Source organism: Paenibacillus tyrphae, assembly GCF_000722545.1.
GTDB lineage: Bacteria > Bacillota > Bacilli > Paenibacillales > NBRC-103111 > Paenibacillus_G > Paenibacillus_G tyrfis.
The window spans coordinates 428,023-453,131 of record NZ_JNVM01000006.1 but is presented as its reverse complement, the minus strand read 5'-3'; the positions used below and the strand labels follow the sequence as shown (position 1 = coordinate 453,131).

Below are 25,109 nucleotides of genomic sequence, written 5' to 3'. Positions count from 1 at the left end.
TACTCGGAAAAAGCGACATGATTTTTGCCGGAAACCTACCATTTCCTGAAACCCGTACGAATATGGTATACTGTTGTATCGGACTATTTTTTAGCGCTTGAGGAGGAAAAACAATGTGCGGGATCACCGGCGTCATGTATTTTGAAGACCGCGAGCCTTCCCCGTCCATACTGAAAAGCATGACCGACTGTATCGTGCATCGGGGACCGGACGATTTTGGATTTTGGAGTGAGAACCGCATCGGACTCGGCTTCCGCCGGTTGTCCATCATCGATTTGCAGGAAGGCCATCAGCCGCTCGCCAATGAAGACGAAACGGTATGGATTGCGTTCAACGGCGAGATTTATAACTATAAATATTTGCGCAATACGCTTCAAGCGAAAGGACATCAATTCAAAACCCATTCGGACACCGAAGTCATCGTCCACCTGTACGAGGAGTACGGGGAGGAATGCGTGAAGCAGCTTCGCGGGATGTTCGGATTCGTCATTTGGGACCGCCGGAAAAAACAGCTGTTCGGCGCGCGGGACCATTTCGGCATCAAGCCGTTCTATTATTACCACGACAACAGCCAATTCCTGTTCGGCTCGGAGATCAAAAGCATTTTGGCCGCCGGAGTCGCCCGGACGATTCATTCGGAAAGTCTGCTGAACTACTTGACGTTCCAGTACGTCCCGGAGCCGGCGACGATGTTTCAAGGCATACATAAGCTGCCGCCGGGACATACCGTTACCGTATCGTATGACGGCGAATTGTCGGTGAAGCGGTATTGGGACCCGATGCTGGAGCCGGAGGAGCGGCCATTTGACGAATGCGTCGAGCGGATCCGCGAGGCGCTCAAGGATTCGGTCGTTCACCATATGCAGAGCGACGTGGAGCGGGGCTGCTTCTTATCCAGCGGCATCGACTCGACGGCGATTGCCGCGCATATGCGCCAGATCGAATCGATCCGTACGTTCTCCGTCGGCTTCGAGGGGGCCAACAACGAGACCGTCATCGCGCGTCAGACCGCGCAGGCACTGGGCACCGAGCATTACGACAAAATCATCACGAAGGAAGATTACTTCGGCACTTTGGCCAAAGCCGTCTGGCATCAGGACGAGCCGGTGGCCGACCCTTCGGCGATTGCGCTTTACCATGTGGCGCAGCTTGCGCGCGAGCACGTAACGGTCGTGCTGTCCGGCGAAGGAGCGGACGAGCTGTTCGGCGGGTACCGCATCTACTGCGAGCCGCAATCGCTCGCGCCGATCGAGCGGCTGCCGCACGGCGTGAAGCGGCTGCTGCACGCGCTGGCCCGGCTGCTGCCGAACGGCGTCTACGGCCGCAATTACGTGCTGCGCGGCACGACGCCGCTGGAGCAGCGGTTCCTCGGCAACGCCAAAATTTTCACCGAAGACATGAAGGCCGAGATCGTGCGGGCCGACCGCGAGCTGCTGAGCCGATACCGCAATCCGTTCGACATCGCCAAAACATTTTACGATAAAAGCAAGCATCTGGACCCTGTATCCCGGATGCAGTATATCGACATGAACTTGTGGATGCCCGGCGACATTCTGATGAAGGCGGACAAAATGACGATGGCGCATTCGATCGAGCTGCGCGTGCCGTTCCTCGACGTAGAAGTGTACGAGGTGGCGCGCCGGATTCCGGCCAAATACCGGATTGCGGAAGGCACGACCAAGTACGTGTTCCGCAAAGCGATGGAAGGCATTATTCCGGACTTTATTTTGAATCGGCCGAAGCTCGGGTTCCCTGTGCCGATGCGCGAGTGGCTGAAGGGTCCGCAAGGAAACGTCGTGATGGAGCAGATCGCGGCAAGCGGCATCGACAATTACATCCGGATGGATACGGTAAAGGCGATGCTCGGAAATCATCAGAGCGGCAAGGGCGATTACGCCCGGCGCATTTGGACGATTTATATGTTCGCGCTTTGGCATGCGGCCTATATGGAGGAGCTGCCGGCCCGAACGCTCGCGCACGCTCAATAAGCTAAGGTCCGCAGAGGAGCGCGTGCGGCCGCCGACCACGGCAGGTACGCGCCCAAAGGGACGGACGAAAAGGGAGAGAAGCGAACATGAGTCGATTCAAACTGGTAGCGTTGGATCTGGACGGCACATTGCTGACGGAAGAAAAGACGATCTCGGAGGAGAACCGCGCGGCTATTTTGGCGGCGCACGACGCTGGAGTAACAGTCATGTTTTCGACCGGGCGGGGGATTCAGAACTGTCAGGCTTATGCGGAGGAGCTCGGTCTGAAGTCGCCGCTCGTCACGGTGAACGGCAGCGAAGTATGGAAAGCGCCGGGCGAGCTGCTTGAGCGTCATACGTTGAACGCGGAGTTGATCCGCCGCATGCATGCGCTCGCGGTTCATTACGATACCTGGTTTTGGGCTTATTGCGTCAAGGAAATCTACAACAAAGAGCACTGGTTGCCGGAGGCGGAGATCGATGGGCAGCAGTGGCTGAAGTTTGGCTACTATATCGAGAACGAAGAAAGCCTGACCGCTATCCGCCGGGAGCTGGAATCGTGGGACAAGCTGGAAATTACCAATTCTCATCCGTTCAATATCGAGGTGAATCCGAAAGGAATCAGCAAGGCTAGCGGACTGAGACAAGTATGCGCCATGCTCGGCATCGAGATGTCGCAGGTGATCGCCATGGGCGATAGCTTGAACGATGTCGCCATGATCCGCGAAGCGGGACTCGGGGTGGCGATGGGGAATGCGCAGGAGGAAGTCAAGCAGCTGGCCGATACGGTGACCGGGACGAACGAAGAACACGGCGTCGCTCAAATTATCAGAGAGTATGCGCTGAAATAGCGGATCGTGCCATCCGGCGGGGCAGGCATGACAGCTGAGAAGGGAGGCATCTATCTATGCTCATCGCCGCATGGATTATCGTCGTAGTTCTGTTTCTCGTCGGCATGGCCGGGGCGGTATACCCGGTACTGCCGGGAGCGCTCGCGATTTATGCGGCGTTTTTCGTCTACGGCTTTATGGTCGGCTTTGAACCGTTCGGGGTCTGGTTCTGGCTCATTCAAACGACGATCGTGGCCGTTCTGATGGTGGCGGATTATGCCGTCAGTGCGGTTGGCGTCAAAAAGTTCGGCGGCACGCGGGCATCCGTCATCGGCAGCACGATCGGGCTGTTGATCGGACCGTTTGTTATCCCGGTCGCAGGGCTGCTGATCGGTCCGTTTCTCGGTGCCGTCGTGGGCGAGCTGATCGTCGGAACGAAATTCCGTCAAGCGGTGCGGGCGGGAATCGGGGCGTTGGTCGGCTTTTTCTCGGGGCTCGTCGTAAAACTCGTGCTGCAGCTTCTGATGATCGTGCTGTTTATCATCTGGGTCGTGTAAGGCATTAAGGGAAGAAGGGAACGTTTTGTCCAAAGATTCATTAGTCAAAGGAACGCTGATTCTAACCTTGGCGGCATTGGTCGCCCGGGCGCTCGGCGTGGTACAGCGCATCCCGCTCGTTTATTTGCTCGGCGATATCGGCATGGCGGCCTATGGCATCGCCTTCAACCTGTACTCCGTGCTGCTCGTCGTCGCCACCGCAGGCATTCCGAGCGCGCTCAGCAAAATGATCTCCGAGAAGACCGCGCTCGGCCGGCATGCGGAGGCGGACCGGATCTACAAGGCGGCGTTGTGGTTCGCCGTATGCGCAGGTGTGCTGATGACCGTACTGCTCTATGCCGCAGCGCCGTATTTTGCCGATAGCATCCTCAACCCGCAGGCGGCGCTGCCGATCCAAGCCATCGCACCGGCGCTGCTGCTGTTTCCGCTGATCGCCATCATGCGCGGCTACTTCCAGGGACGTCGGATGATGATGCCGAACGGCATATCGCAAATCATCGAACAGGTGTTCCGGGTAGTCACTTCGGTGGCGCTTGCTTACTTGCTGCTCAGCCACAGCTTAGACTATGCCGTCGCGGGCGCTTCGTTCGGCGGCGTGGTAGGCAGCATTGCGGCGGCGGCCGTGATGCTGTACTATGTGATGCGGCTGAAGCAAAGCGATCGCCGAGAACGGTCCGCGGAGGGCGCCGACGCAGCGGCAGAGAGCTCGGGCGCGTCCGGCCAACCGCTGACGTTCAAAGCGATCTATGCGCAGCTGTTCAAGCTGTCCGTGCCGATCGTCATTTTCTCGATGACCGTCACGCTGATTTATACGATCGATTCGTCGATCGTCACCTTGCTACTTAAAGATCGGCTCGGTGAGGAGGCGGCCCGGGAAATCCTCGGGATCTTGACCGGCCGGGCGCAATCGCTCGCAGGCATCCCGATCATTCTAGCCGTTGCACTCAGCCAATCGATCGTTCCGATTATTTCGTCGGCGTATTCGCAAAGGGACACGAAGCAGGTATCCGATCAGACGGCCAAAGTATTGCAATTATCGATTCTTTCCGGCCTGCCGATGGTGCTGCTCATCAGTCTGGCGGCCCGTCCGATTAACGGATTTATTTTTGGGAATACGACCGGCTCGCCAGTCGTCGATACGTATGCCCCTCCAATCATCACTCTGCTCACCGTCAGCGCGATGTTCCAGATCGTCATGCAGACCTCGGGAGCGGTGCTGATGGGGATGGGTCGCATGAGGCCGCTTGTACTGAGCGTGATTCTTGGCATCGCCGTCAAGCTGGCGGGCAGCTATGCGCTGGCTCCGTTCTGGGGCATCTACGGCATCATCGCCGCCACCGCTCTGTGCTTCATCGTGATGACTTGGCTCAACCTGAAGGTGCTGAGGTCCGCCGTGCCGTTCCGGGTGTTCGGCCCGCGCCGCTGGCTGTCGCTCGCGGCAACGACGGCGTTGATCTGCCTGATCGGCTACGGACTGGAGCAGTTTTGTGTTGCCTACGTCCATCCGTTCGGCAGCGAACGCTTGGACGATATGGTACAATCCTTGATCATCTGTGTAATCGCCGGAGCGGCTTACCCTGTCCTGCTCTTCCTGACGCGGGTCATGACGCTGCACGATTTGCAGCATCTGCCAGGACCGCTCCGGAAGCTGGCGAAGCCGTTGCTCGCCCGTCTTGGTCGCACGACGCAGCAAGAAAAGCGCTAAGCGAAGCGTTAGCGCTGGTAGACGATTATGAAAACAGCCCCGAGCCTTGCAAGCAGATGATGTTGCTGCGAAGGTTCGGGGCTGTTCGGCGTCCGGAGACGGCGGGAATTGAGAGCGCTATCATTGGCGCGCACCCCGCGCGTTCCGGATTGAACGTTCGCCGCTCATGGCTGCTGATTTTTGTGCCGTACCGGGCCGGCATGACACCAGAGGGTCACGATCGGGTCTTCGATGCTGGAGTGCAGGTGATGGTCTTCTCCCGGCTCCACGACGATAATATCGCCTAGGGCTACCGGGTGGAACGTCTTGTCGATCTCCATTGTCCCACGGCCTTGCACGATCAGGAACGCTTCACAGTCTGCATGGACGTGATAGTCCCGGCCGCCCGGCCCGTCGTTCGTGTGGCTGCGCTCGCCGGGCTTGCTGAACGCCAGCCCACCTGAGGACACATAGGCGCCCGGCAGCACTTGATTCAAAATATGCCCTTCGCGGGCGTCCTGCAGCTCGCTCAAACGGTATCTTTTCATTGACGGCGATCCCTCCGTATTTTGGAAAAAAGAGTGATTTCGATTCCGTAATGATCATATCCGATTCGGGCTGCGACGGGTATTGAACAATTTAAGAAAGACATGGAATCTTTTATGTTTTATTCGTTGGAAGTCCCGCTGAAAACCAAGCTTGCTCCAAGATCCGGGCCGCGGCGTCGATGTCATCCTCGGACAGCCCGGCGAAGCCGAGCAGGATGACCGGGTCCGGCCCTTCGGGGACGGAATCGAAGCAGTAGCCCGAGATGCCGTACACCTTGACGCCCGCCGCCTTCGCGCGGGCTAACAGCTCCTCCTCGCTCAAGCCGTTGCGCACCTTCAGGAGCAGGTGCAGGCCGGCGTTTTCCCCGATGATGTCGACCGGCTGCGGAAACCTGCGTACGGCCGCCACAAGCCGGTCTCGTTTTCTTTTGTAAATGCGGCGCATCTTGTTCAAGTGCTTCTCAAAATGCCCTTCCTGGATAAACCGGTACAGCACGTGCTGATCGATGCGCGAAACGGTCGAGGCATATGAAATGTAATGCGTGCGGTATACCTCCAGAAGCCGGCCGGGCAGCACCATGTAGCTGATGCGCAGCGAAGGGGACAACGGCTTCGACAACGTGCCGATATAGATCACTTTGCCGCTCGAATCCATCCCGTGCAGCGAAGGGATCGGCTTGCCGCTATAGCGGAATTCGCTATCGTAATCGTCCTCGATGATATACCGGCCATCCCGCTCGCTGACCCATTGGAGCAGCCGCATCCGGCGGTTGACTGGCATAACCATGCCCATCGGGAACTGATGGGAGGGCGTCGTATACACGATGTTCGAGCGTCCGTCCGCAAGCTGCGCAACGTCGACGCCCTCTTCATCCAGCGGCAGCAGTTGAACGTCAATGCCGTAGCTTCGGAGAATGCGGTACATCCGGTAATACCCCGGATTCTCGACGGCGAACGAGTTGTCCCGGCCCAAAATTTGCAGCAGCAGCTGAAACAGGCTCTCCGTCCCGGCGCCGACGATAATTTGCTCCGGGGTGCAGGATACTCCACGAGAGTAGTACAAGTATTGGGAAATCGTGCTGCGCAGCCTCTCGTCTCCTTGCGGATGACCGAGCTGAAGCAGCGATTTGTGCTCGGACTGAATCGTTTCTTTAGCCAGCTTCTTCCATATGGCAAAAGGGAACACGTCCAAATCGATACTGGTCGGCGAAAAATCGTACCGGGGAACGATGGCGTCCGTGTCCGTTACCGGCATCCGCATGGTGGGCGAGGGCGTTTCCGTGCCGATCCGCAGCACTTCGTCCGTCTTGCTGACGAAAAATCCGCGCTTCGGCACCGCTTCGACGTAGCCTTCCGCAACCAGCTGCTGATAAGCGGTTTCGAGCGTATTTTGGCTGATGCGCAGGTACCCGGCCAGCTTCCGCTTGGACGGCAGTCTCGTCCCGTAGGAAAGATGCCCCGACTCGATTTCCCGCTTAATGTGCATGTAGAGCTGATCGTATAAAGGCTGCTTGCGTCCCGGGTCCAAATGAACCGTGAACATATCCATCAGCGATGCCCCTTCCTCAAACTGACCTCATCATTTTGCATAAAACTGAAGCTTATGATCCGTTCAAATAATGATTATAATCGAAAAAACATAGACAGGAAAGGACATAAGCAGCATGTTGAAAAAGTCGTATCGAGGAAGAAATCTTGGGCTGGCGCTCATCATTATCGGTGCCGGCTGCTGGGGATTGTCGTCCCCCATGATGGAATGGTTGTTCTCCCATCAGAAAATGTCGGCCACGGCGCTTCTGCAATTCCGGTTCATGCTATCGGGCGCCATCCTGCTATTGATCGCCATGGGTAGAAAGCAGAATATATGGAAGGTCTGGACCGATTTTCGCCTGGCCCTATCTTTAATCATCTTTTCGGTCTGCGGGATCATGGTGCTGCAGTACGCGTTCATCAGCACCGTTGAGACGGGCAATGCCGTGACGGCTACCTTGTTTCAATTTTTGAGCCCGGCGGTCGTCATGATCGTATTGGCGTTCAAAAAGCGGAAGCCGCCGACCTGGATCGAGATGGTACTGGTATCGCTGTGCATTATCGGGTTGTTTTTCATGGTCACGAACGGGTCTTTGGCAGGCATTTCCTTATCGCCCAAAGCCGTCGGCTGGGGGCTCGCCACCGCGGTTGCGTTCGCCTTCTATACGTTGTTTCCGGTTCCGCTCATCCGCCGCTGGGGCGGCACGCTTGTGCTAGGCTGGGGGATGCTGATCGGCGGGATCGTATTTAACGCGCTGCCTGTCTCGGGGGGCTTTTACTCGGCCGTGCAGGGCATGGACGCCATCTCCTGGATTCTCGTGCTGTTTATCGTCTTGTTTGGCACGTGCCTGGCCTTTTTGTTTTATTTGGAGAGCCTTCATTACCTGGAGCCCGCTGAAACGAACACGCTGTCCGTCATGGAGCCGCTCGTGACGATTGTCGTTTCGATGCTGTGGCTTGCAGAGCCGTTGAAGTTTTTTCAAATCATGGGCGGTCTGTTCATCGTCGCTTCGTCCGTCCTGCTGTCCGTGAAGCCTTGGGACAAAAGAGCGCGAGACGGGGAGAGGCCTGCCAGCGAAGGATTATAACCAGCCGGTCGTTGGGGGCGGCAAGCCTTAAAAAAATACAACCGATTCCAAAACGAATCCATCCTCCCTTATCCGAACAAGTAGTATGATGAAGAGATCAAGGGATTAGGGAGGGGGGAGGTCCGTCATGACCGAGCGGGAAACGTGGATTGCGGAAGTTGAAGGCATGGAAACGCTGGATACGCACACCCATTTGATCGGGGATAAGCTGTGCGCGCAGAGCTTTTGGGACATCGCCCATTATTTCTGGTTGAACCGGGAAATTCAGGCGGGCGGGTATCCTGCTAATGCGGCGGAGCTGCCGGAAAAGGAGCGCATCGAAGCGTTCATGAAGGCGTACCGCGCCACGCGGAACACGCTGATGAATTGGACCGTCACGCATATATTCAAGCAACTGTACGGGATTGAGCTTCGCGACGAGCGCTCCGTCTACGAAGCCGATGAGGCGGTGAGGGCTTCGGCTCAAAAGGCAGGCTGGGCGCAGCAGGTGGCGGATAAGCTGAACGTCCGCGCCTTCGTGGTCAATCACCCGGACCATGCGAAGTTTGTCGGCATGAAGCGCGACGCGATTTTGCTCCCGCGGATCGACGGCAAGCTGCCGCAGTGGACCCGGGCCATCGCGGCGTCGGCACAGCCGGAGGAAGCGTACGAAGAGGCGAGACAAAACATAGACAAGCTGCTCGCGTCGTACCGGGAGCAGGGGTGCCCAGGCGTGATGACGACGCTGCCCGCTTTCGAGGCCAGCGCCAACCGTTCGTATTCGCTGGAGGGCGGATCGACGGAGGACCAAATCCTGATGATGCTTCTGCATGCGGTGTGCGAAGCGGCCGAGCGCCACGGGCTGGTGGTGCAAATCTTCGTGGGCGTGGAACGGTCCTGGTGCGGTACCGCAATTCCGGTCAACGATCCGCTGAAGATCGCCAAGCTGTCCGGCTTGTTCGAGCGGTATGCCGTTCCGTTCGAGTTGGTAGCCGCCTCGGAGCTGAACAACCTGGACATCGTCCAAGCGGCGTGGAATTTCCCCAATGTGCACACGGGCGGGCAGTGGTGGTTCAATTTCCGCGCCAGCACGTACCGCGATGCGATGCAGTACCGGCTGGAGGCGCTGCCTGCACTCAAAAGCTCGCTGATCGTTTCCGATGCGCGCTGCATCGAATGGAGCTACGGCAAAATCGCGCTCGTCAAACGGCTGATGGCCGAGTTCCTCTTCGAGCAAACGGAGCGGGGCTGGATCGACCGCGAGACGGCGCTGCAGGTCGCCAGGGGCTGGCTCTACGGGAGCGCGGCGCAGCGTTACGGCTTCCGGGAGTTTTAAACGCGCCGCCAGTGCCCGCTCGTTACACGATCAGATCGCCGGCGAGCACGGCAAGCTCGATTTTTTTCAGTCCGATGCCGCAATCCTGCGTCATTTCGAAGGAGAACGGTGCGCTGATTTCCGTAAAATAATCGAGGACGGACAGGTCGCAGAACCAATCTCCCGGAATAGGCGGCTCGACGTCCCTGTCCTTCCATACATCCGTCAGCGCCGGACTGTACAGCGGGGCCGCGCCGGGCCGCAGCTTGCAGCCGTCCAGCCGCTCCAGCAGCTGGCCGCGGGGCCGGGGCGGCTCCTTGCGCACGGGTGCGAACAGGTGCGGCCAATAATCCGCACGGGAGCCGCTGTGACGGCGTCCGCAAGCGAACGCCTGAGCGCCTTCGGCTACCGCGCGAATCCCGAATAGGATGGCATACAGCTTTTTGCCGACCTCAATGCGCTCGCGCACGCTGCTGAAGTTCTCCAGAATCAGACCTGCGAGCCGTATGCGGTCGCCTTGGACATAAGGAAGCAAAACCTGATTCAGCTGAAGCAGCGTCTGCGTCTGAAAAAACAACGTGTCGAGCACAGTGCTTTGAAACGAAGGATGACGGACGACGCGCTCCTCAATATAATGCTGCTCGTTTACGATTAACGCGACGGTGAGCAGCCCGGATTCCCGCTCGACCCAGAAGCGGTCCCAGACCGGACGCATAAAGCGAGAGACGCCGAGCCGGGGAAGCAGATGAAACAGCGGACGTTTCATCTGCAAGCTCGCCCGGTACAGCAGAAGCTGCGGATAAGCGTCCCGGAAGATGAGCGCGTTGGCCCTTTCCAAAAAAGCGAACACGTTCTCGCACTGCTCTTCGTTCAGCAGAAACGGCAGCAGATCTCCCCGCAGATCCGTCATGCTCCAGCCCCCATTGCGCGACACCATATGGGCCAATAACGCCCAATGCAGCTCCGGATGCTCCCGATACATATGCAAATAAGCCGCGGTACGCGTCACATTGTTGCGGATGTGCACGTCCCGCTCGCGCAGGATGCGCTCCAGCAGCTCCTGCTCTTCTTCCTTGGCCTCAGGTTCGGTCTCCGGGGCTTCTTTTGCCGGCTCCGCGTTCCCTTCCTGCAGCGCAAGCTTCCATTGCAGGCGCTTGCGCAGCGCTTCGACCGAAAGCGGATCGATCGGAATGCGGTGCGCCGCGGCCAAAAGCTTTTTTTCATGCGCCAATGTCTGCGCTTTTCCTTTGACCCACTCTACCGCTTCCTGTGGCAAATCCGCGAGTTTATGAAGCAGATCGATGCCGTTCCAACGGTATTTTCCCCGGTTCATGGTCCGAGACCTCCCGCCTTAAAAAAAGGATTTTCCAAACTGCTGTCGTATAATTCCATATGCAAGTGCGCAACGTTCTGCCATTTATTTCGTATAAGACGGTAGGTTGCATGCATTATAGTACATATTTTTAGGAGGTTCCCGATGAGAACAAAACGTTGGAACGTCATGCTCAGCCTCGTGCTGGTCGGCATCCTGATCCTGCTCGCCGGCTGCCAACCGGTCGGCAATGTCGACGTAGGCAAGGCGATGGCCGGAAGCTTGGCCGTCAAATCTTCGGAAGGCAAGCAAACGGTAACGCTGGAGCTGACGCCGGACCCGGCGGTCACGATGTCGCCGGAGGGCAAACGGGCTTTCGATCTGTTCAGCAAGGTGAAGATCGACATTACCGAAATGAAAATGCAAGATCAGCTGCATGCGTCTTTGAAAGGCGCATTCGAGTATCAGAAGGGCCGCGTGCCGTTCGAGCTGGTCATGTCCGACATGAATTACACCCTCAAAGTCGAAGGCGCGAAAAAGCCGATCGTCATCCGCAACAGCGCGACGGCGATAAACGGCTCCGCTGCCGAGCTTCCGAAGGCAATGCAGGAGCAGCTCCAACAGCTTAGCAAGAAAGCGGTCGAAGCGATGCCTTCGCTTACGTCGTTCTTCACCCGCAACTTCCCGAACCCGAGCAAAATTACGGCTGCGGAAGTGAACGAAACCGTGAACGGCGAAGCGCTGACCTTGCAAAAGGTTCATGCCGAAATTTACGGTAACGAGCTGCTTGGCTTGGTGAAAGGCTTTTTGACGAACGTGCTCGCCGACGATCAAGGCCTGAAAGATTTCATCGGCGTGCTGTACGATCTGTACGTGCCGATTCTGAAGGAAGTCACCAAGGAAGCCGGCAAGGATGATGCCAATTCGATGAACGACCCGCTTACGCCTTATTTGAACAATAAAGCGCTGGCTGTAGAATTCATTCATACGTTCGTAAAAACCAACTTGGAGCAAGCGCTCAAGGATTTCGACGCGTCGGTCGACGCAATGGGTCCGGAAGCCAAAGCTTGGTTGAACGACAACCAATCGCTTAAGATGGATCTGTATGTAGACAAAGATTACGTTACCCGCAAATCGAACACGGAAATTGGATTCACCCTTCCGCAAGGCAAGGGAGAAGGATTGAAAAGCGTCAAAATCACGTCAGCCTACGAAGTGTGGAACGTGAACAAGCCGGTACAAGCGGCTACGATTGACACCGCTGGCGGCGTTATCGAAATGAACGGTGCGGACGGCCGCCTGACGGCAGGCAAATTCGTCGCATCGCTCGATCCGAACTCCCAGTTATATAAACTGCTTAAAGACGATCTTGGCGTAACGAAGAAAAATATCAGCATGATCGTCGGCGAAAGCAAAGAGTATTCGTACGGCACGCTTCCGTATAACGACAACGGCACGATCATGGTGCCTGCGCGTTTCGTCGTCGAGGAACTGGATGCCGATGTGAAGTGGGATGAGGCCACCAAGCAAGTCAAAGTGACCGATCCGCTCAACGGCGCGGCGCTCGTGTTAACGATCGGCAGCGACGAAGCTACCGTCAACGGCAAAACCGTGAAGCTGGAGAAGCCGGCCGTTCTCGTAGAAGGCGTTACTTATGTTCCTGTTCGCGTCGTTTCCGAAGGTCTCGGAGCGAAAATAGGCTGGGAGCAAGAAACGCAAACCGTGAAAATTACCCGCGATTAATTTGGCTTTATCCTTAATATGTGCTTGAACGGCCGGACTATTCCGGCCTTGGAAGCAGAAAACAGCCTCCCATCCGACTCCGCCTCGGAAAGATGGGGGCTGTTTCTTTTTTTCGTAAATGAGGATCAGGCTTAATCCTGTGTTGTTGAATCGGAAGGCGGGGCTTGCGTCTCCGTTCCCGGTCCCAGCGACCGGGGGGAGGGCAGCCGACCGGCTCGGGCGGCCGTCTCGCGCAGCAGGTATTCGATATGGCTGTTGACGCTGCGGAATTCGTCGGCAGCCCATTTTTCCAGCACTTCATACAGCTTCGGATCAAGCCGCAGCGGGAAATTTTTTTTGCCGGCCATGGCAGACCGTCAGTACAAGCTTCCCGTATTGATGACCGGATTGGCGGAACGGTCCGACACGATGGCGACGAGCAGATTGTTGATCATAGCTGCTTTGCGTTCTTCGTCAAGCTCGATGACGCCTTCTTGCTGCAATTGGGCGATAGCCAACTGCACCATGCCGACGGCGCCTTCTACAATTTTGGCGCGTGCGGCGATGATCGCCGTCGCCTGCTGACGCTGCAGCATGGCGCTCGCGATTTCTGTGGAATAAGCCAGATGCGTCAGACGCGCTTCAATGACTTCGACGCCGGCTACTGACAGCCGGTCCTGCAGCTCGCGGCTCAGCTCTTTGGCAACCTCTTCGGAGTTGCCGCGCAAGGAGTAGCCGTTCTCGTAGGAATCGTACGGATATTTGTTGGCTACGTGCCGCAGCGCAGTTTCGCTCTGGATTTCAACGAATTGCTCGTAGTTGTCGACATCGAAGCTGGCTTTAGCCGAATCGACGACGCGGAAGACGACGACGGCGGCGATTTCAATCGGATTGCCGTCGATATCGTTCACCTTTAACTTGGCGCTGTTGAAGTTGCGGACGCGCAGCGATACTTTTTTGCGTCCGGAGAACGGAACCGTTACCCACATGCCGCTCTCGCGCAGCGTTCCGGCGTAGCTGCCGAAGAACGTCACGACCACCGCCTGATTCGGTTGAATGACGGTTAACGAGGACAAGGGCAGCACCGACAGGATGATCAGGATAATGCCCAGAACGGGTGAAGTTTCGGTAATCAGCAGGAAAAGTCCTACTCCGACCAGTGCAAGCACCAGCAGCAGCCCGACAAATCCGTTCATCACCCATGCTTTTCTTTCCTTCATCGCAAACACTCCTTTTGTTTAAAGGGAATCATATTGTTTTGATATTTTTATGATATCACTTTTAGTAATAATTGTAAAGTAGGATAAAATGGAAGTTCAATTTCGCAATGAAATAGGGTCCTCCTGCGCAAGATTGACAGAAGCCGCTCCGAGTGCTATAAGTGGGGTAAGCGAAAGAAATAAGCGCAAAACGATGACCGAAGGCGGTGCTTTCCATGGAACAAGTGACAACCGAACAACGATTTAGAGAAGTAATCGCCGGCTCCAAGCCGACCGTTGCCGTTTTCAAAGCGACTTGGTGCAAGGACTGCCATTTCATCGATCCGTTCATGCCTCAAGTGGAGGAAGCGTACCAAGATCGCCTGAACTTCATTCATATTGACCGCGACGATTTGCCGGATCTTTGCTCGGAATTGAACATTTTGGGCATCCCGAGCTTTATCGCGTTCCGCGACGGGCAAGAGCTTGTCCGTTTCGTCAGCAAGCTGCGTAAAACCCGCGACGAGATCGAGCAATTCCTGGACCGCGCGCTGGAAGTATCGAACGCCCTGCAAAAGTAACAGCTATAGAGGACCAAAGCTCAAAAGCCCGCCGGAAACCGTTCCGGCCGGGCTTTTTGTTCGTTGAAGAGGGCGATGCGGAGGTTTCGCCCGGTTTCAAGGCTTTGTAACATTTCCGCATGGATTTAGGTACTTTTTATCGCTATAATAAGGGATGGACGTTCGCTTTTGTCTAATGTTGTCGACAAATGAGTATAGACGTATTTTATAGAAGAAGCGGGTGAATGTTACGCATGAACATACAACGTTGGCTTAAACGCTTATCTTTTGCGAGCATGGCCGGCATGTTTTTGATCTTGCTGATGGGCGCTTTGGTGACGAAAACGGAATCGGGACGGGGCTGCGGCGACGATTGGCCGCTGTGTAACGGAAAGTTCGTTCCGGCGTATACGATCGAGTCGTTGATTGAGTACAGCCACCGTTTTGTCGTCGGCGTTGTGGGGATGATTTTGCTCGCAACGACCATTCTGGTGCTGCTATACAGCCACCGCAAGGATGCCAAATGGTACGTAGGCGGTGCGATGGCGTTCACGGTGCTGCAAGCGATCCTTGGCGCCATGGCCGTCGTATGGCCGCAATCCGGCCCGGTGCTTGCGCTGCACTTCGGCTTCTCGCTGCTATCGTTTGCCTTTACGCTGCTGCTGTACCTGGTCTACACGAAATTCGGAGAGGCGATGCACCGCGGCGACGGAACGAGGTTGACCAAAGGCGTGCGCATCGCTATCTGGGGCATTTTGATCTACTCTTATGTCGTCGTTTATTTGGGAGCCTATGTCCGGCATAGTGAATCGACCGGCGGCTGTATCGGCTGGCCGCTGTGCAACGGACAAGTCATTCCGGAGCTGAGCGGGGCGACCGGCATTGTCTTCATGCACCGCGTGGCGGCTGCGGTACTGGGGATCGCTATTCTGGTTCTGTTCCTCGTCGTTCGGATGCAGGCGCATACGGACAGCGCAATCTATCGGGCGACCCGCTTGTCGCTGGTGCTTATTATCCTGCAAATCTTAAGCGGCGGCTTTGTTACGCTGGCCATGGGATACGACATTTACCTGCTCGCCAGCATGCTGCATGCGTTGTTGATCTCCTGCTTGTTCGGCATCTTGTGTTACTTGGGGATAACGTCTCTGCACGCGGCAGAGGGGAAGGTACAGGCTTACGCGGCTCCTCGGCTGCCGTAAGCCTCTCTTATTACTATACGCCCTATCCGGGGGCATCTAGCAATGATCTATTTCACTTCGTGGGATGAAAGAAGGGAGACGCTCGGCCATGAGATTCGAAAATTTACGCAGCTTTCTGGAAGCGCTTCGTAAGGAAAATCAATTAAAAGTCATCTCCGCGCCGGTCGATCCGAATCTGGAGCTTGCCGAAATTCACCGCAGGGTTATCGACGAGCAAGGGCCTGCGCTGCTGTTTACCAATGTAAAAGGTGCTTCCTTCCCGGTCGTAACGAATCTGTTCGGCACAAGCCGGAGGGTAGACCTTGCGTTCGGGCCGCGTCCCGAGCAGCTAATGAAGGATATTATCGCGGCGAAGGATACGCTGCTTCCGCCGACGCCGAAGGCGGTCTGGGATCAGCGGCAGCTTCTTCTGGATCTGCTCAAAGTCGGGACCAAAAACGTGTCCTCCGAGTCGGCTCCGGTGCTGCAGCAGTGCAAGACCGAGGCGCCGCTTGCCGGGCTTCCCGTATTAACGAGCTGGCAGGAAGACGGAGGGCCGTTCGTCACCCTGCCGCTTGTATATACGGAGCATCCGGAAAACGGTCATCATAACCTGGGCATGTACCGGATGCAGGTGTACGACGACCGGACGACAGGGATGCACTGGCAAATTCATAAGGGCGGCGGCTTCCATTACCACGAAGCGGAGAAGCGCGGACAAGCGCTGCCGGTGACGGTCTTTCTCGGCGGGCCGCCGGCCTTGATCGCATCGGCCATCGCGCCGGTGCCTGAGCATCTGCCGGAGCTGCTGCTGACCTCGCTCATTATGGGACAGAAGCTCCCGCTCGTGGCTGATCCGAAAGGCGGACATCGTCTCGTCGCCGAGGCGGAATTTGCGATTCGCGGCTCGGTAGCGCCGCATGTGCGCCGTCCCGAAGGTCCGTTCGGAGACCATTACGGCTATTACTCCCTGACTCACGATTTTCCGGTGTTCAATGTTAGCCATATGTGGCACCGCAAGGACGCCATCTATCCGGCTACGATTGTCGGCAAGCCGAGACAAGAGGACTACTATCTCGGTGAGTTTCTGCAGAAGCTGCTGTCGCCTGCCTTCCCGATGGCGATGCCGGGCGTCAAAGACTTGTGGACGTACGCCGAAACCGGCTTTCATGCGCTTGCCGCGGCGATTGTCCGCGAGAGCTACAGCCGCGAAGCGATCGTCTCGGCGTTCCGTATTCTCGGTGAGGGCCAGCTGTCGCTGACGAAGTTTTTGATGGTGACGGATCGGCAATTGGATCTGGAACGTTTCCCGACGCTGCTGGAAACGGTGCTGGAGCGATTCGATCCGATGCAGGATCTGTACGTATTCGGCAATACGTCGCACGATACGCTCGATTATACCGGCGACCGGCTTAACCACGGAAGCAAGGCGGTGCTGGTCGGCGTCGGCGAGCCGAAGCGAGAGCTGCCGGCCGTCTATATGGGCGGGGAGCTGCCGGGCATTTCGGCTGCTGCCGTTTACTGCCGCGGCTGTCTCGTTGTCTCCGGGGCCTCCTATACGGACGACCCCGGCTTGGCTAACCGGCTGGTGGAAGAGGCGGGAGATCGTCTTGCCCAATGGCCGCTTGTCATCGTCGCGGACGAGACGTCCATTGCCGGCGACCAGACGGCGTTTCTGTGGACGGTGTTCACCCGCTTCAACCCGGCGGCCGATATCTACGCGCGCACGCAGGTCAAGCGCCATCATATCGGCTACGAGCTGCCGCTCGTGATCGACGCCCGGATGAAGCCGGGGTACCCGGACGAGCTTTTCCCGCGGGAAGATATCGTGAAGCTGGTTGATTCCCGGTGGAGCGAATATTTTGCTTAATATCATGAACGCAACCGACGATAGCGGCGTGTCCTTTACCCAGGGCCATGCGCCGCTGTCGTTTTTTTGCAGATGCGATTGTTTTTGCAAAACGGGATCGGGTATACTGAATGGGACAACGGGATGGAGTGGGGACACCTATGTTAAGAGCGATTTTTGGCGAGCCGCGCAGGCAGGATACCGGGCTGCTGCTTGAGGCCAACGAGGCGATCCGCGGATATTTGCGGACCGTCATCCGGAAGAAGGGAGCGGCTCCGACTCCGCAGGAGCGCCGTTATGCGATCTGGTGCCAAAGCTTTCTGCGGGCATTGGACGAAATGGAGCAAAGCCAGTACGCGGCCGTCCGCTACGGGGAGCGGGTGAAGACGACGTTTATCGACCGGATGGAGCGCGAGGAGCTGGACGATTACTACCGCCATTTATATTATTATAACAACGCATTAATTCGTCTGTTCGCCGTGCTGGATAAGCTGGGGCATTTCATGAACGAACGTTTTGCTTTGAAGACGGAAAAGATCAAATCGCGGTTCTCGTATTTCACCGTTCTTCGCAATATGCATCAGCACAAGCTGTTTACGGATTTGGAGGCGAAGCTCTACGAGCTAAAAACGAGCTACAAAGAGCCGCTCACGCGTTTGCGCAATCAGCGCAACATGGAAATCCATACGATTAACGCCGATCTGCTGGACGATTTGATGAAGGCGGAGGAAGCGAAATACGGGGAACGGCTGCGTTCCGATACAGAGAATGTCCGCGGAAATTTGGCTGATCTCGAACAAGGCTGCGATATGGCCTTCCGTTCGGTGACGACCGTATTTCGTTATCTTGTCCGGTGATCCGAGGTGGCTTTAAGTTGAATCGCTCTTCGGCTTGCACTATACTTTGTATTAAACGGGAACGAACAAGAATCGGGAGGTGGGAGCATGGAAGGGCAGCGGAAAACCGCCCTCATTACGGGAAGCGCCAAAGGTCTTGGTAAAATGACCGCGCTCCTGCTTGCCGAACGGGGAACCGATATTGTGCTGAATTACGTGCACAGCGAGAAGGAAGCGTTCGAGCTGCGCGAGGCGATACGCCGCAAGGGCGTCCGCTGCGAGGCGGTTCAGGGAAGCGTATCCGTTCCCGAGGACAGGGAAAGGCTCGTACAGGAAGCGACTCGTCATTTTGGATCGATCGATATTTTGATCAACAACGCCGGTCCGTTCATCCGCGAACGCCGGCTGTTCATGGAGTATGAACTTGGAGAAATCAACGAGCTGATGCAGGGTAATCTGCTCGGCGTGATGCATTTGGATCATCTGGTTATTCCGATGATGCGCCGGAAGCAGTGGGGCCGGATTATTCATTTCGGCTTCGGCCATGCGGCGGAGGCGCGGGGGTGGCCGCACCGGGCAGCCTATGCGGCGGCCAAAGTCGGTCTCGTCTCCTTCACGAAAACGTTGGCCGTGGAAGAAGCGTCGGAAGGAATTACGGTCAACATGATTTGTCCGGGAGACATTCGCGGCGCGAATAAAGAGCGGACCATCGGCGAGGTGGAGCATCTGCAGGATGACGAATCTCCGCGCGGACGTCCCGGAACGGGAGAAGACATCGCCCGGGTCATCGCCTTTTTATGCGAAGAGCGCTCGGATTTCATTACCGGCAACATTATGGACGTGTCCGGAGGACTGGACCCGATACGCGCCATGATTGGCAGCGGGTCCGTGCAAACGGCCGCAAGCGGCACAAAAAAACAGCCCTGAGCGGCGCATGGAGCATGCGGGCTCGGGGCTGTTTTTTCGCAGAAACTTGGCCGGTCAATGCATTAGAATACTTGCATTACCTCTTGTACGCCTTCCACTTCTTCAAGCAGCGCGCGCTCGATACCGGCTTTCAGCGTGATGGTCGAGCTCGGGCAGCTGCCGCAAGCGCCCATCAAACGCAGTTTAACGATGCCGTCTTCAACGTCAACCAGCTCTACGTCGCCGCCGTCGCGTTGCAGGAACGGGCGCAGCTTATCTAGAACTTCAAGAACCTCGTCGTACATGGTGCTTTGCTGAGTGTTCTCGCTCATTTGCATCATCTCCCTTCTTATTTTATTATAGTACAATCAATCGAAAATTAAAATGGCTGTAAGGCAGGCGAAAGTGCGATGAGACCGATCATTGAATTTTGTACGAATAATATGCACCACGGGACAGCCAAACTGATGCAGCAACTGGAGCAAAATCCGGAATACGACGTGATCGAGTACGGATGTCTCGGCAACTGCGGCGAATGCTATCTGGCTCCGTTCGCGCTGGTGAACGGCGAGATCGTAGCGGCAGCCACCGCAGAGGAGCTGGAGGCGGCCATTCAGCTTAAAATAAAAGAGATCGAGGCTATGCTCGATCTCTTCCAAGACGAATAAAGTTTACCCCAGATGGCGCTTGGACATCCAAAGCACGCCGCTCTTCAAGGCGCGGGGCACCATGCCGAGCATGACCGTCCGCTTGCCCATCAGGCCGAAGCCGGCTTTTTTGCCGAGCGATCCGAGAACTCCCTTGAGCTTGATTTTACCGAGCCGGGGAGTTTCGTTTTTCCATACGGCTTGCAGGACTTCCGCCACTTGCTTGCCTTGCGCTTCTGCCGCTTGTCCGCTCGGGGAGAAGGGCAGGGCCGCACAGTCGCCGACGATGTAAATTTCATTGTAATCTGGCAGCTGGTGGTATTCGTTAATCGTTAACCGTCCTTGATTGTCCTTGGGCAGATTCAAGTTCTGTACGATCGGGCTGGGCTGAATGCCGGCAGTCCAGATGGTAATGTCGGTCTGAATGATTTCCTGCTGATTATACAGCAGACCACTTTCCAAACGGCTCAACGATACGTGCGAACGCAGTTCGATGTCGTGCTCAAGCATCCACTCGCGCACATACCGCTGCAGCCTTTCCGGGAACGGAGATAGGACGCTGGCGCCGCGGTCCAGGATGCGGATGTTCAGGTCCGGCCGGCTCTCGCGCAGCTCCGCCGCCATTTCTACGCCGCTAAGACCGCCTCCGACAATGGTAATCTGACCGTAAGGAGCCGCATCATTGGAAGCCTGATACGTTTTGCGGGTGGCCGATAACGACTGAATGCTGTTCGAGAATTCCTCCGCCCCGGGAATGTTATGGTATTTGTCCACGCATCCGAGCGCGATGACCAGCCAGTCGTAAGTCAACGGTTCGTCGTTCGCGAAACGGATCACCTTCTGCTCGGGATCGACAGCCGTGACTTCGCCGTATTTCAGAATCAATCTCGGATCTACCGGAAAATGCACCCGGACTTCTTGTTCGGACACCGTTCCGGCAGCAAGCGCGTAATATTCTGTCTTCAGTCCCTGATAAGGCATCCGGTCGACCATGATCATCACCGTATCGGCCGGGATGTCTCCTTCCAGCAATTCTTTCGCTACCGTCAGTCCACCGTAGCCTCCGCCCAAAATGACAAGTTTTTTCATACAACGGTTAACCCTTTCTCTTATGACTTAATTAGTAGACCTTGATCTCGTTATAGAAAGTATCGCGCTCGACAGCAATGCGGCCGGCTCCTTGGATGAGCCAAACCAGTTCGTCCCGTGTCATGCCTTCCGGCGAGGTCGCTCCAGCGGCATGGCTGATGCGTTCCTGGATAATCGTGCCGTGGGCGTCCGAAGCGCCGAACGTCAGGGCAATTTGCGTAAGCTGCGTACCGAGATTGATGAAATAAGCTTTGACATGCTGAATGTTGTCCAGCATCAGACGGCTGATCGCAATCGTCTTCAGATTGTCGAACGCCGATACCCGGCGCTTAATGCTTGCGTTGACGCTAGCCGGCTGAACCGAGTTCGGTATAAAGACCATGAAGCCGCCGGTTTCGTCCTGCAGCTCGCGCAGGTACATCATATGCCGGATCCGTTCTTCGAACGTCTCGATGGAGCCGAACAGCATGGTGGCGTGTGTTTTCATGCCGAGCTGATGCGCGGTGCGATGCACTTCGAGCCAAGCTTCGGTGGATGCTTTGTCGACCAAGTGCATTTTTTTGCGGTAACGCTCGGACAAAATCTCCGCGCCCCCGCCCGGCATCGTGCCGAGTCCGGCATCCATCAGCGTTTGCAGCACTTCTTTATAGCTTAACCCGCTGAGCCGGGAAAAAAACTCAATTTCCGCCGCCGTGTGCGCCTTGATGGTCACATTCGGATAACGCTGCTTCAGCCCCTTGATACAGTCGACATAATATTGGAACGGCACGTTCGGATTGTGGCCGCCCGTAATGTGGAACTCCCGCATGTCCGAGTGGTAATGCTTGTCGATGTAATCGAACATTTGCTCGGCCGTCAGGGTGTACGCGCCGTCCTCGCCCTCGTCGCGGCGGAAATGGCAGAACGCGCAGTGCTCCTCGCAAACATTGGTGAAGTACAAGCTCATGTTGTCGACGAAATACACTTTTTTGCCGTTCTTCTTCAGGTTCACTTGGTTTGCTAATTGTCCGATGGTTAATAAATCGTCCGTTTCGTACAGAAAAACGCCGTCTTCCAGGGTCAAACGCTCTCCGTGCTCCACTTTTTCGGCGATTTCGGCCATGCGCCTTTCCTGGCTGTTGATGATCATACTCATGGTTTAGCCACCTCCGTAAATGGGTCAGGCGCCCCTGGTTTCCACTGACGGGACGCTCTGTCGATGAAGTTGTACAACGATACAGGGAATCGTGCCTTTCACAGTCTGCTGCAGATGAACCGGCGGAAGCTGTGAAAGCTTGCACATGGTCAGCCGGCCAAGGACACACAGGTAGGCGAAGCTTGGACGTATTCCATGAAATACGAAGCTTCGCTTGAGCGCTTGGACAGACCGACAATGTGTTTCTCTCGAATGACATGTGTGATAAACAATACTCCTTATTATAAACCTACTGCCGGAGAGGGGCAATACATGAATCGTTAAAACTATATTCCTGTTGTAATTTTAAGCAAGATAGGGTTTAGTTCCTATTTTCATGGGCAGGGGAGTTTAGTATACTGTTAGATTGAAATAACATTGGGTAGGACGGTGCCAAGTTGCTTACTCCAGCTCTCGATGAGCAGGCCTCCATTTCCGAAGAAATCGAAGACATGCGTGAGCAGATGGTAAGTTTGGGCAATCAGCTCGGGTTCATGCATCCGGAAGTGCAGCACTGCAGCAGACAATTGGATCAATTGCTGCTTCGTTATTATGAAGCCGATAAAACGGACAACCGCAAATGAGGCAGCCCTTGAGGACCGAGGCCGGAAGGAGTATACTTCTATATAGAAGTACATTTTCGAGCAGGTAAGGGAGGCATGGCGATATGATTAAAATTAGCGAAACGGCTTGCGATAAAATTAAAGAAATGCTTGCGGCGGAGGAAGCTCCGAACCTGTTCCTGCGCGTGGGCGTCAAGGAAGGCGGCTGCAGCGGCTTTTCCTATGGGATGGGCTTTGACGACAACGAGCAGGAAGGCGACAAAGTCATGGACATTCACGGCCTGAAGGTCGTCGTGGACGAAGAGAGCGCCAAATATTTGTACGGCGTGGAGATCGATTTCCAAGACACCGGCATCGGCGGCGGATTTAGCATTCATAACCCGAACGCGGTAGCCACCTGCGGCTGCGGCTCTAGCTTCCGCACGAAGCCGGAGGAAGAAGCGTTGGCGCAGCCTTGCGAGGATTGAGTGAGTGCATTACGGTGACCTGAACGTCTGTTTTTGGTGTGAGCCGAGGCGGTGGGTTGCGGATTGTATCGAAAAAGTAGCGTAATATCAACCGTGTGAAATGAACGATAACAACCCGAATTTTTTCATTTATGGGTTGTGGACTATGTACCTCCCGACGTTATTCTTCGGAATACAACGTTGGGAGGTTTTTGTTTTGATGCTCAAAAACATGTATGTAGTACATACAAAAAAGTGTGCTGCTCGGAGCTGTCGGCAGCCGGGCAGTGTTTTTAATGATTAAAAGATCATTTCCTTCATAAAAAATCCTTCAAAATTTTGTTAAAAAATCCGATATATATGGAGGTAACTGATATTAAAGGAAATCAACATGTGTAAAAGAGGAGAGTATTGAGATGTTTAATCGCAACAAAATTGGTTTTTTGATTGGAATGGCCGTTGTATTGCTGTTCGTCAGTTCCGGATGTGCAAAAGAAAAAACCGATGAGGAAAAGCTGGCTGAGGCCATTCAGAAATCGATTGCGAACTCTGCTAATAAGGCGGATGCTTCTACTAAAAAGGAAGAGCCTACAGTGGAGTCAAAACTAGTTGAGATTAGCAACTTTATAACCGTGTCTGTTTGGAACGAAGGATTCGTAAACATCGGTTCGTACAAAAGTAGGGGTACTAGCAGCACAGGCAAGGAGTTAGACATAGATTTCACCATTGACCGACTTGGTAAAGCGATGGAGAAGAAAGCGGAATATGATGCTTATATAAAGGGATTGGATGCGAAGTATGATAATGTGAAGCAAGTATGGACTAAACTATCGAGTGAAACCGATAACTTGTACAAACAGCTTAAGGAAAATAAGCCCCAAGCCAATGACAAGAGTTATAAGTTTAATACGGGATTATTCGAGCAGTATAGTGAAGCTTTTAGAGATGATGTACAGGCGTTGAAGAAGAAATAAATAGGATTTAAGGTGCCGCAGTAGCCACATGCGGCTGCGGCTCCAGCTTCCGCACGAAGGCGGAGGAAGAAGCGCTGGCGCAGCCTTGTGAGGATAAAGGCGGGGGACACGCAACGAAGTCAAAGAAGATCTAAAGAGGTCAACATAACGTTACACAAAAATGCCACTCAAGCGGAATTATCCGTTCGGGTGGCGTTACTTATTAAGTCTTATTTTACCGTGGAAAGAACTATTTTAATTCATTTGGGATCGAATATTAGGGGAAGGGGATGGAGTAACAACGTTGCAATCACTTATGCCCTTAACGCAATTTAAGAAACAAATTAAGACGGCAGCTTGTCGGGTTAGAGGCTAACTCCCTTATTCCGATCGGCTGCCGTCTTTGGGTATTACGCTAAAAAGTTCATTTGGAGTGATGTTAAAATATGCGCACAGTTTGGCTATAAGTTCTGCGGGAATTCGTTTATTTTCCATATCGACATTATTAATCAAGTCATTAATTGTCGATCGGCGATAATTAATTTCGGTTGAGAGTTTAAGCGCCGAGATGTTTTTCTTCTTTATAATTTCACCAAGATGACAGTGTAATCTCACATCGTTCATATCCATATCAATAATCTCCTATTCGCAATCCACTTAAAATAAATATAGCAAAAAGATAATAAGCAATCTATTGACCGTTTAACGATCAATTGTTATAGTGGTGATATGAACGTTTAACGGTCAATTGACTAAAGTTCATTTTTTGCAGCTTCAGCTTTAGTACTTCTGCGGAACGAACACATTTAAAACAAAAAGGAGTGGCAGAACATGTTGAAGAGGGTAACCCTTGTTCTCGAAGCAGGCGAAAATGATTTTGAACTTACAGACGCTTATTTGACGCCGGACGAATCGCACGCATTTTTTATATCAAACCATATTGTTCATTATACCATGGCTTCCCGGACACAAAATCATCGAATTTACGTGGAATGCGGTGCCAGATTAATTTTAGGCAAGACGCATAAAGGAGATATCGCTATTTTCGACCTGCACGAGAAACTCCATGCCATGACAGCTTACGAACTTCTGAATTTTCACGTGCTCCATGATGCAGATAAACTGAGCCTAATTCGTTGAAGATGGACTCTCTTTTGGCACTATAAATGGTTTTGTC

Annotated in this window: 26 protein-coding genes; 17 read left to right on the top strand and 9 right to left on the bottom strand. The window is 54.8% G+C overall.

Features of this window, described 5'->3' with window-relative positions:
- Positions 1-113 precede the first annotated feature (113 nt).
- The 4 genes from asnB to ET33_RS08960 all read left to right on the top strand — a co-directional run bounded on the left by asnB (position 114) and on the right by ET33_RS08960 (position 5,059).
- Positions 114-1,988, top strand: coding sequence for an asparagine synthase (glutamine-hydrolyzing) (gene asnB / locus ET33_RS08975; protein ID WP_036679524.1), 1,875 nt, complete (start codon positions 114-116; stop codon positions 1,986-1,988).
- An 86-nt stretch (positions 1,989-2,074) separates the two neighbouring features.
- The gene (locus tag ET33_RS08970; protein WP_036679521.1) at positions 2,075-2,818 is read left to right on the top strand and encodes a Cof-type HAD-IIB family hydrolase; all 744 of its coding nucleotides are present in this window, start codon (positions 2,075-2,077) and stop codon (positions 2,816-2,818) included.
- A gap of 56 nt (positions 2,819-2,874) precedes the next feature.
- Positions 2,875-3,354 carry a DUF456 domain-containing protein gene (locus tag ET33_RS08965; RefSeq protein ID WP_036679518.1) on the top strand — a complete coding sequence of 160 codons (480 nt, stop codon included), beginning with the start codon at positions 2,875-2,877 and terminating at the stop codon, positions 3,352-3,354.
- Between the two features lie 25 nt (positions 3,355-3,379).
- Positions 3,380-5,059: a putative polysaccharide biosynthesis protein gene (locus ET33_RS08960; RefSeq protein WP_036679515.1), complete on the top strand. Its 1,680-nt coding sequence runs from the start codon at positions 3,380-3,382 to the stop codon at positions 5,057-5,059.
- Positions 5,060-5,223: 164 nt separating this feature from the next.
- Here the strand turns inward: ET33_RS08960 and ET33_RS08955 are convergent, their stop codons facing one another.
- Entirely contained in the window at positions 5,224-5,586 is a 363-nt protein-coding gene (locus ET33_RS08955) for a cupin domain-containing protein (RefSeq protein WP_036679512.1), read from the bottom strand.
- Between the two features lie 112 nt (positions 5,587-5,698).
- Positions 5,699-7,135: a MocR-like pyridoxine biosynthesis transcription factor PdxR gene (gene pdxR, locus ET33_RS08950; protein ID WP_036679509.1), complete on the bottom strand. Its 1,437-nt coding sequence runs from the start codon at positions 7,133-7,135 to the stop codon at positions 5,699-5,701.
- Between the two features lie 115 nt (positions 7,136-7,250).
- Here pdxR and ET33_RS08945 point away from each other — a divergent pair, with 115 nt between their 5' ends.
- Both ET33_RS08945 and ET33_RS08940 read left to right on the top strand, forming a co-directional pair.
- Positions 7,251-8,204, top strand: coding sequence for a DMT family transporter (locus ET33_RS08945; protein ID WP_051775197.1), 954 nt, complete (start codon positions 7,251-7,253; stop codon positions 8,202-8,204).
- A gap of 127 nt (positions 8,205-8,331) precedes the next feature.
- Entirely contained in the window at positions 8,332-9,519 is a 1,188-nt protein-coding gene (locus tag ET33_RS08940) for a hypothetical protein (RefSeq protein ID WP_036679506.1), read from the top strand.
- Between the two features lie 22 nt (positions 9,520-9,541).
- Here the strand turns inward: ET33_RS08940 and ET33_RS08935 are convergent, their stop codons facing one another.
- Positions 9,542-10,831 carry a DUF2515 domain-containing protein gene (locus ET33_RS08935; RefSeq protein WP_036679502.1) on the bottom strand — a complete coding sequence of 430 codons (1,290 nt, stop codon included), beginning with the start codon at positions 10,829-10,831 and terminating at the stop codon, positions 9,542-9,544.
- Between the two features lie 144 nt (positions 10,832-10,975).
- Between ET33_RS08935 and ET33_RS08930 the strand changes: the two genes are divergently transcribed.
- Positions 10,976-12,553: a copper amine oxidase N-terminal domain-containing protein gene (locus tag ET33_RS08930; protein ID WP_036679499.1), complete on the top strand. Its 1,578-nt coding sequence runs from the start codon at positions 10,976-10,978 to the stop codon at positions 12,551-12,553.
- Positions 12,554-12,684: 131 nt separating this feature from the next.
- On the opposite strand, the gene ET33_RS08925 is transcribed toward ET33_RS08930, so the two are convergent.
- Together ET33_RS08925 and ET33_RS08920 are read right to left on the bottom strand one after the other, a co-directional pair.
- Positions 12,685-12,900, bottom strand: a complete 216-nt coding sequence (locus ET33_RS08925) for a hypothetical protein (RefSeq protein WP_036679497.1) — start codon at positions 12,898-12,900, stop codon at positions 12,685-12,687.
- 9 nt (positions 12,901-12,909) lie between these two features.
- On the bottom strand, positions 12,910-13,752 hold the full coding sequence (locus ET33_RS08920; RefSeq protein ID WP_036679493.1) for an SPFH domain-containing protein: 843 nt from the start codon (positions 13,750-13,752) through the stop codon (positions 12,910-12,912).
- Positions 13,753-13,967: 215 nt separating this feature from the next.
- On the opposite strand from ET33_RS08920, the gene ET33_RS08915 reads away from it, so the two are divergent.
- The 5 genes from ET33_RS08915 to ET33_RS08895 all read left to right on the top strand — a co-directional run bounded on the left by ET33_RS08915 (position 13,968) and on the right by ET33_RS08895 (position 19,081).
- Positions 13,968-14,312: a thioredoxin family protein gene (locus ET33_RS08915; protein ID WP_036679489.1), complete on the top strand. Its 345-nt coding sequence runs from the start codon at positions 13,968-13,970 to the stop codon at positions 14,310-14,312.
- A 224-nt stretch (positions 14,313-14,536) separates the two neighbouring features.
- A complete protein-coding gene (locus ET33_RS08910) occupies positions 14,537-15,490 on the top strand; it encodes a COX15/CtaA family protein (RefSeq protein ID WP_081890255.1) in 954 nt (317 codons plus the stop codon).
- Positions 15,491-15,578: 88 nt separating this feature from the next.
- On the top strand, positions 15,579-17,339 hold the full coding sequence (locus ET33_RS08905) for a UbiD family decarboxylase (RefSeq protein ID WP_036679486.1): 1,761 nt from the start codon (positions 15,579-15,581) through the stop codon (positions 17,337-17,339).
- A 140-nt stretch (positions 17,340-17,479) separates the two neighbouring features.
- On the top strand, positions 17,480-18,175 hold the full coding sequence (locus ET33_RS08900; RefSeq protein WP_036679483.1) for a Cthe_2314 family HEPN domain-containing protein: 696 nt from the start codon (positions 17,480-17,482) through the stop codon (positions 18,173-18,175).
- A gap of 87 nt (positions 18,176-18,262) precedes the next feature.
- A complete protein-coding gene (locus ET33_RS08895) occupies positions 18,263-19,081 on the top strand; it encodes an SDR family oxidoreductase (protein WP_036679480.1) in 819 nt (272 codons plus the stop codon).
- Positions 19,082-19,143: 62 nt separating this feature from the next.
- On the opposite strand, the gene ET33_RS08890 is transcribed toward ET33_RS08895, so the two are convergent.
- A complete protein-coding gene (locus ET33_RS08890; protein ID WP_010493716.1) occupies positions 19,144-19,392 on the bottom strand; it encodes a NifU family protein in 249 nt (82 codons plus the stop codon).
- Between the two features lie 78 nt (positions 19,393-19,470).
- On the opposite strand from ET33_RS08890, the gene ET33_RS08885 reads away from it, so the two are divergent.
- Entirely contained in the window at positions 19,471-19,728 is a 258-nt protein-coding gene (locus ET33_RS08885) for a YuzB family protein (protein WP_036679477.1), read from the top strand.
- Positions 19,729-19,731: 3 nt separating this feature from the next.
- On the opposite strand, the gene ET33_RS08880 is transcribed toward ET33_RS08885, so the two are convergent.
- Both ET33_RS08880 and mqnE read right to left on the bottom strand, forming a co-directional pair.
- Positions 19,732-20,796, bottom strand: a complete 1,065-nt coding sequence (locus ET33_RS08880; RefSeq protein ID WP_036679475.1) for an NAD(P)/FAD-dependent oxidoreductase — start codon at positions 20,794-20,796, stop codon at positions 19,732-19,734.
- Positions 20,797-20,827: 31 nt separating this feature from the next.
- Entirely contained in the window at positions 20,828-21,931 is a 1,104-nt protein-coding gene (mqnE, locus tag ET33_RS08875) for an aminofutalosine synthase MqnE (RefSeq protein WP_036679473.1), read from the bottom strand.
- Positions 21,932-22,368: 437 nt separating this feature from the next.
- On the opposite strand from mqnE, the gene ET33_RS08870 reads away from it, so the two are divergent.
- From ET33_RS08870 to ET33_RS08860, 3 genes are all read left to right on the top strand, one after another.
- On the top strand, positions 22,369-22,554 hold the full coding sequence (locus tag ET33_RS08870) for an aspartyl-phosphate phosphatase Spo0E family protein (protein ID WP_036679471.1): 186 nt from the start codon (positions 22,369-22,371) through the stop codon (positions 22,552-22,554).
- An 83-nt stretch (positions 22,555-22,637) separates the two neighbouring features.
- Complete coding sequence (locus ET33_RS08865; protein WP_010493708.1) at positions 22,638-23,000, top strand: HesB/IscA family protein; 363 nt, start codon at positions 22,638-22,640, stop codon at positions 22,998-23,000.
- 395 nt (positions 23,001-23,395) lie between these two features.
- Positions 23,396-23,953, top strand: a complete 558-nt coding sequence (locus tag ET33_RS08860) for a hypothetical protein (protein ID WP_036679468.1) — start codon at positions 23,396-23,398, stop codon at positions 23,951-23,953.
- Positions 23,954-24,313: 360 nt separating this feature from the next.
- On the opposite strand, the gene ET33_RS08855 is transcribed toward ET33_RS08860, so the two are convergent.
- Positions 24,314-24,562, bottom strand: coding sequence for a helix-turn-helix domain-containing protein (locus ET33_RS08855; RefSeq protein ID WP_036679464.1), 249 nt, complete (start codon positions 24,560-24,562; stop codon positions 24,314-24,316).
- Positions 24,563-24,763: 201 nt separating this feature from the next.
- Here ET33_RS08855 and ET33_RS08850 point away from each other — a divergent pair, with 201 nt between their 5' ends.
- The gene (locus ET33_RS08850; RefSeq protein WP_036679461.1) at positions 24,764-25,072 is read left to right on the top strand and encodes a hypothetical protein; all 309 of its coding nucleotides are present in this window, start codon (positions 24,764-24,766) and stop codon (positions 25,070-25,072) included.
- Positions 25,073-25,109: the final 37 nt, after the last annotated feature.

What these genes read in the sequence shown, in the direction of transcription:
- asnB (WP_036679524.1), top strand. Translation starts at nt 114, where the DNA reads ATGTGCGGGATCACCGGCGTCATGTATTTTGAAGACCGCGAGCCTTCC.
- ET33_RS08970 (WP_036679521.1), top strand. Translation starts at nt 2,075, where the DNA reads ATGAGTCGATTCAAACTGGTAGCGTTGGATCTGGACGGCACATTGCTG.
- ET33_RS08965 (WP_036679518.1), top strand. Translation starts at nt 2,875, where the DNA reads ATGCTCATCGCCGCATGGATTATCGTCGTAGTTCTGTTTCTCGTCGGC.
- ET33_RS08955 (WP_036679512.1), bottom strand. Translation starts at nt 5,586, where the DNA reads ATGAAAAGATACCGTTTGAGCGAGCTGCAGGACGCCCGCGAAGGGCAT.
- pdxR (WP_036679509.1), bottom strand. Translation starts at nt 7,135, where the DNA reads ATGGATATGTTCACGGTTCATTTGGACCCGGGACGCAAGCAGCCTTTA.
- ET33_RS08945 (WP_051775197.1), top strand. Translation starts at nt 7,251, where the DNA reads ATGTTGAAAAAGTCGTATCGAGGAAGAAATCTTGGGCTGGCGCTCATC.
- ET33_RS08940 (WP_036679506.1), top strand. Translation starts at nt 8,332, where the DNA reads ATGACCGAGCGGGAAACGTGGATTGCGGAAGTTGAAGGCATGGAAACG.
- ET33_RS08935 (WP_036679502.1), bottom strand. Translation starts at nt 10,831, where the DNA reads ATGAACCGGGGAAAATACCGTTGGAACGGCATCGATCTGCTTCATAAA.
- ET33_RS08930 (WP_036679499.1), top strand. Translation starts at nt 10,976, where the DNA reads ATGAGAACAAAACGTTGGAACGTCATGCTCAGCCTCGTGCTGGTCGGC.
- ET33_RS08925 (WP_036679497.1), bottom strand. Translation starts at nt 12,900, where the DNA reads ATGGCCGGCAAAAAAAATTTCCCGCTGCGGCTTGATCCGAAGCTGTAT.
- ET33_RS08920 (WP_036679493.1), bottom strand. Translation starts at nt 13,752, where the DNA reads ATGAAGGAAAGAAAAGCATGGGTGATGAACGGATTTGTCGGGCTGCTG.
- ET33_RS08915 (WP_036679489.1), top strand. Translation starts at nt 13,968, where the DNA reads ATGGAACAAGTGACAACCGAACAACGATTTAGAGAAGTAATCGCCGGC.
- ET33_RS08910 (WP_081890255.1), top strand. Translation starts at nt 14,537, where the DNA reads ATGTTACGCATGAACATACAACGTTGGCTTAAACGCTTATCTTTTGCG.
- ET33_RS08905 (WP_036679486.1), top strand. Translation starts at nt 15,579, where the DNA reads ATGAGATTCGAAAATTTACGCAGCTTTCTGGAAGCGCTTCGTAAGGAA.
- ET33_RS08900 (WP_036679483.1), top strand. Translation starts at nt 17,480, where the DNA reads ATGTTAAGAGCGATTTTTGGCGAGCCGCGCAGGCAGGATACCGGGCTG.
- ET33_RS08895 (WP_036679480.1), top strand. Translation starts at nt 18,263, where the DNA reads ATGGAAGGGCAGCGGAAAACCGCCCTCATTACGGGAAGCGCCAAAGGT.
- ET33_RS08890 (WP_010493716.1), bottom strand. Translation starts at nt 19,392, where the DNA reads ATGAGCGAGAACACTCAGCAAAGCACCATGTACGACGAGGTTCTTGAA.
- ET33_RS08885 (WP_036679477.1), top strand. Translation starts at nt 19,471, where the DNA reads ATGAGACCGATCATTGAATTTTGTACGAATAATATGCACCACGGGACA.
- ET33_RS08880 (WP_036679475.1), bottom strand. Translation starts at nt 20,796, where the DNA reads ATGAAAAAACTTGTCATTTTGGGCGGAGGCTACGGTGGACTGACGGTA.
- mqnE (WP_036679473.1), bottom strand. Translation starts at nt 21,931, where the DNA reads ATGAGTATGATCATCAACAGCCAGGAAAGGCGCATGGCCGAAATCGCC.
- ET33_RS08865 (WP_010493708.1), top strand. Translation starts at nt 22,638, where the DNA reads ATGATTAAAATTAGCGAAACGGCTTGCGATAAAATTAAAGAAATGCTT.
- ET33_RS08860 (WP_036679468.1), top strand. Translation starts at nt 23,396, where the DNA reads ATGTTTAATCGCAACAAAATTGGTTTTTTGATTGGAATGGCCGTTGTA.
- ET33_RS08855 (WP_036679464.1), bottom strand. Translation starts at nt 24,562, where the DNA reads ATGGATATGAACGATGTGAGATTACACTGTCATCTTGGTGAAATTATA.
- ET33_RS08850 (WP_036679461.1), top strand. Translation starts at nt 24,764, where the DNA reads ATGTTGAAGAGGGTAACCCTTGTTCTCGAAGCAGGCGAAAATGATTTT.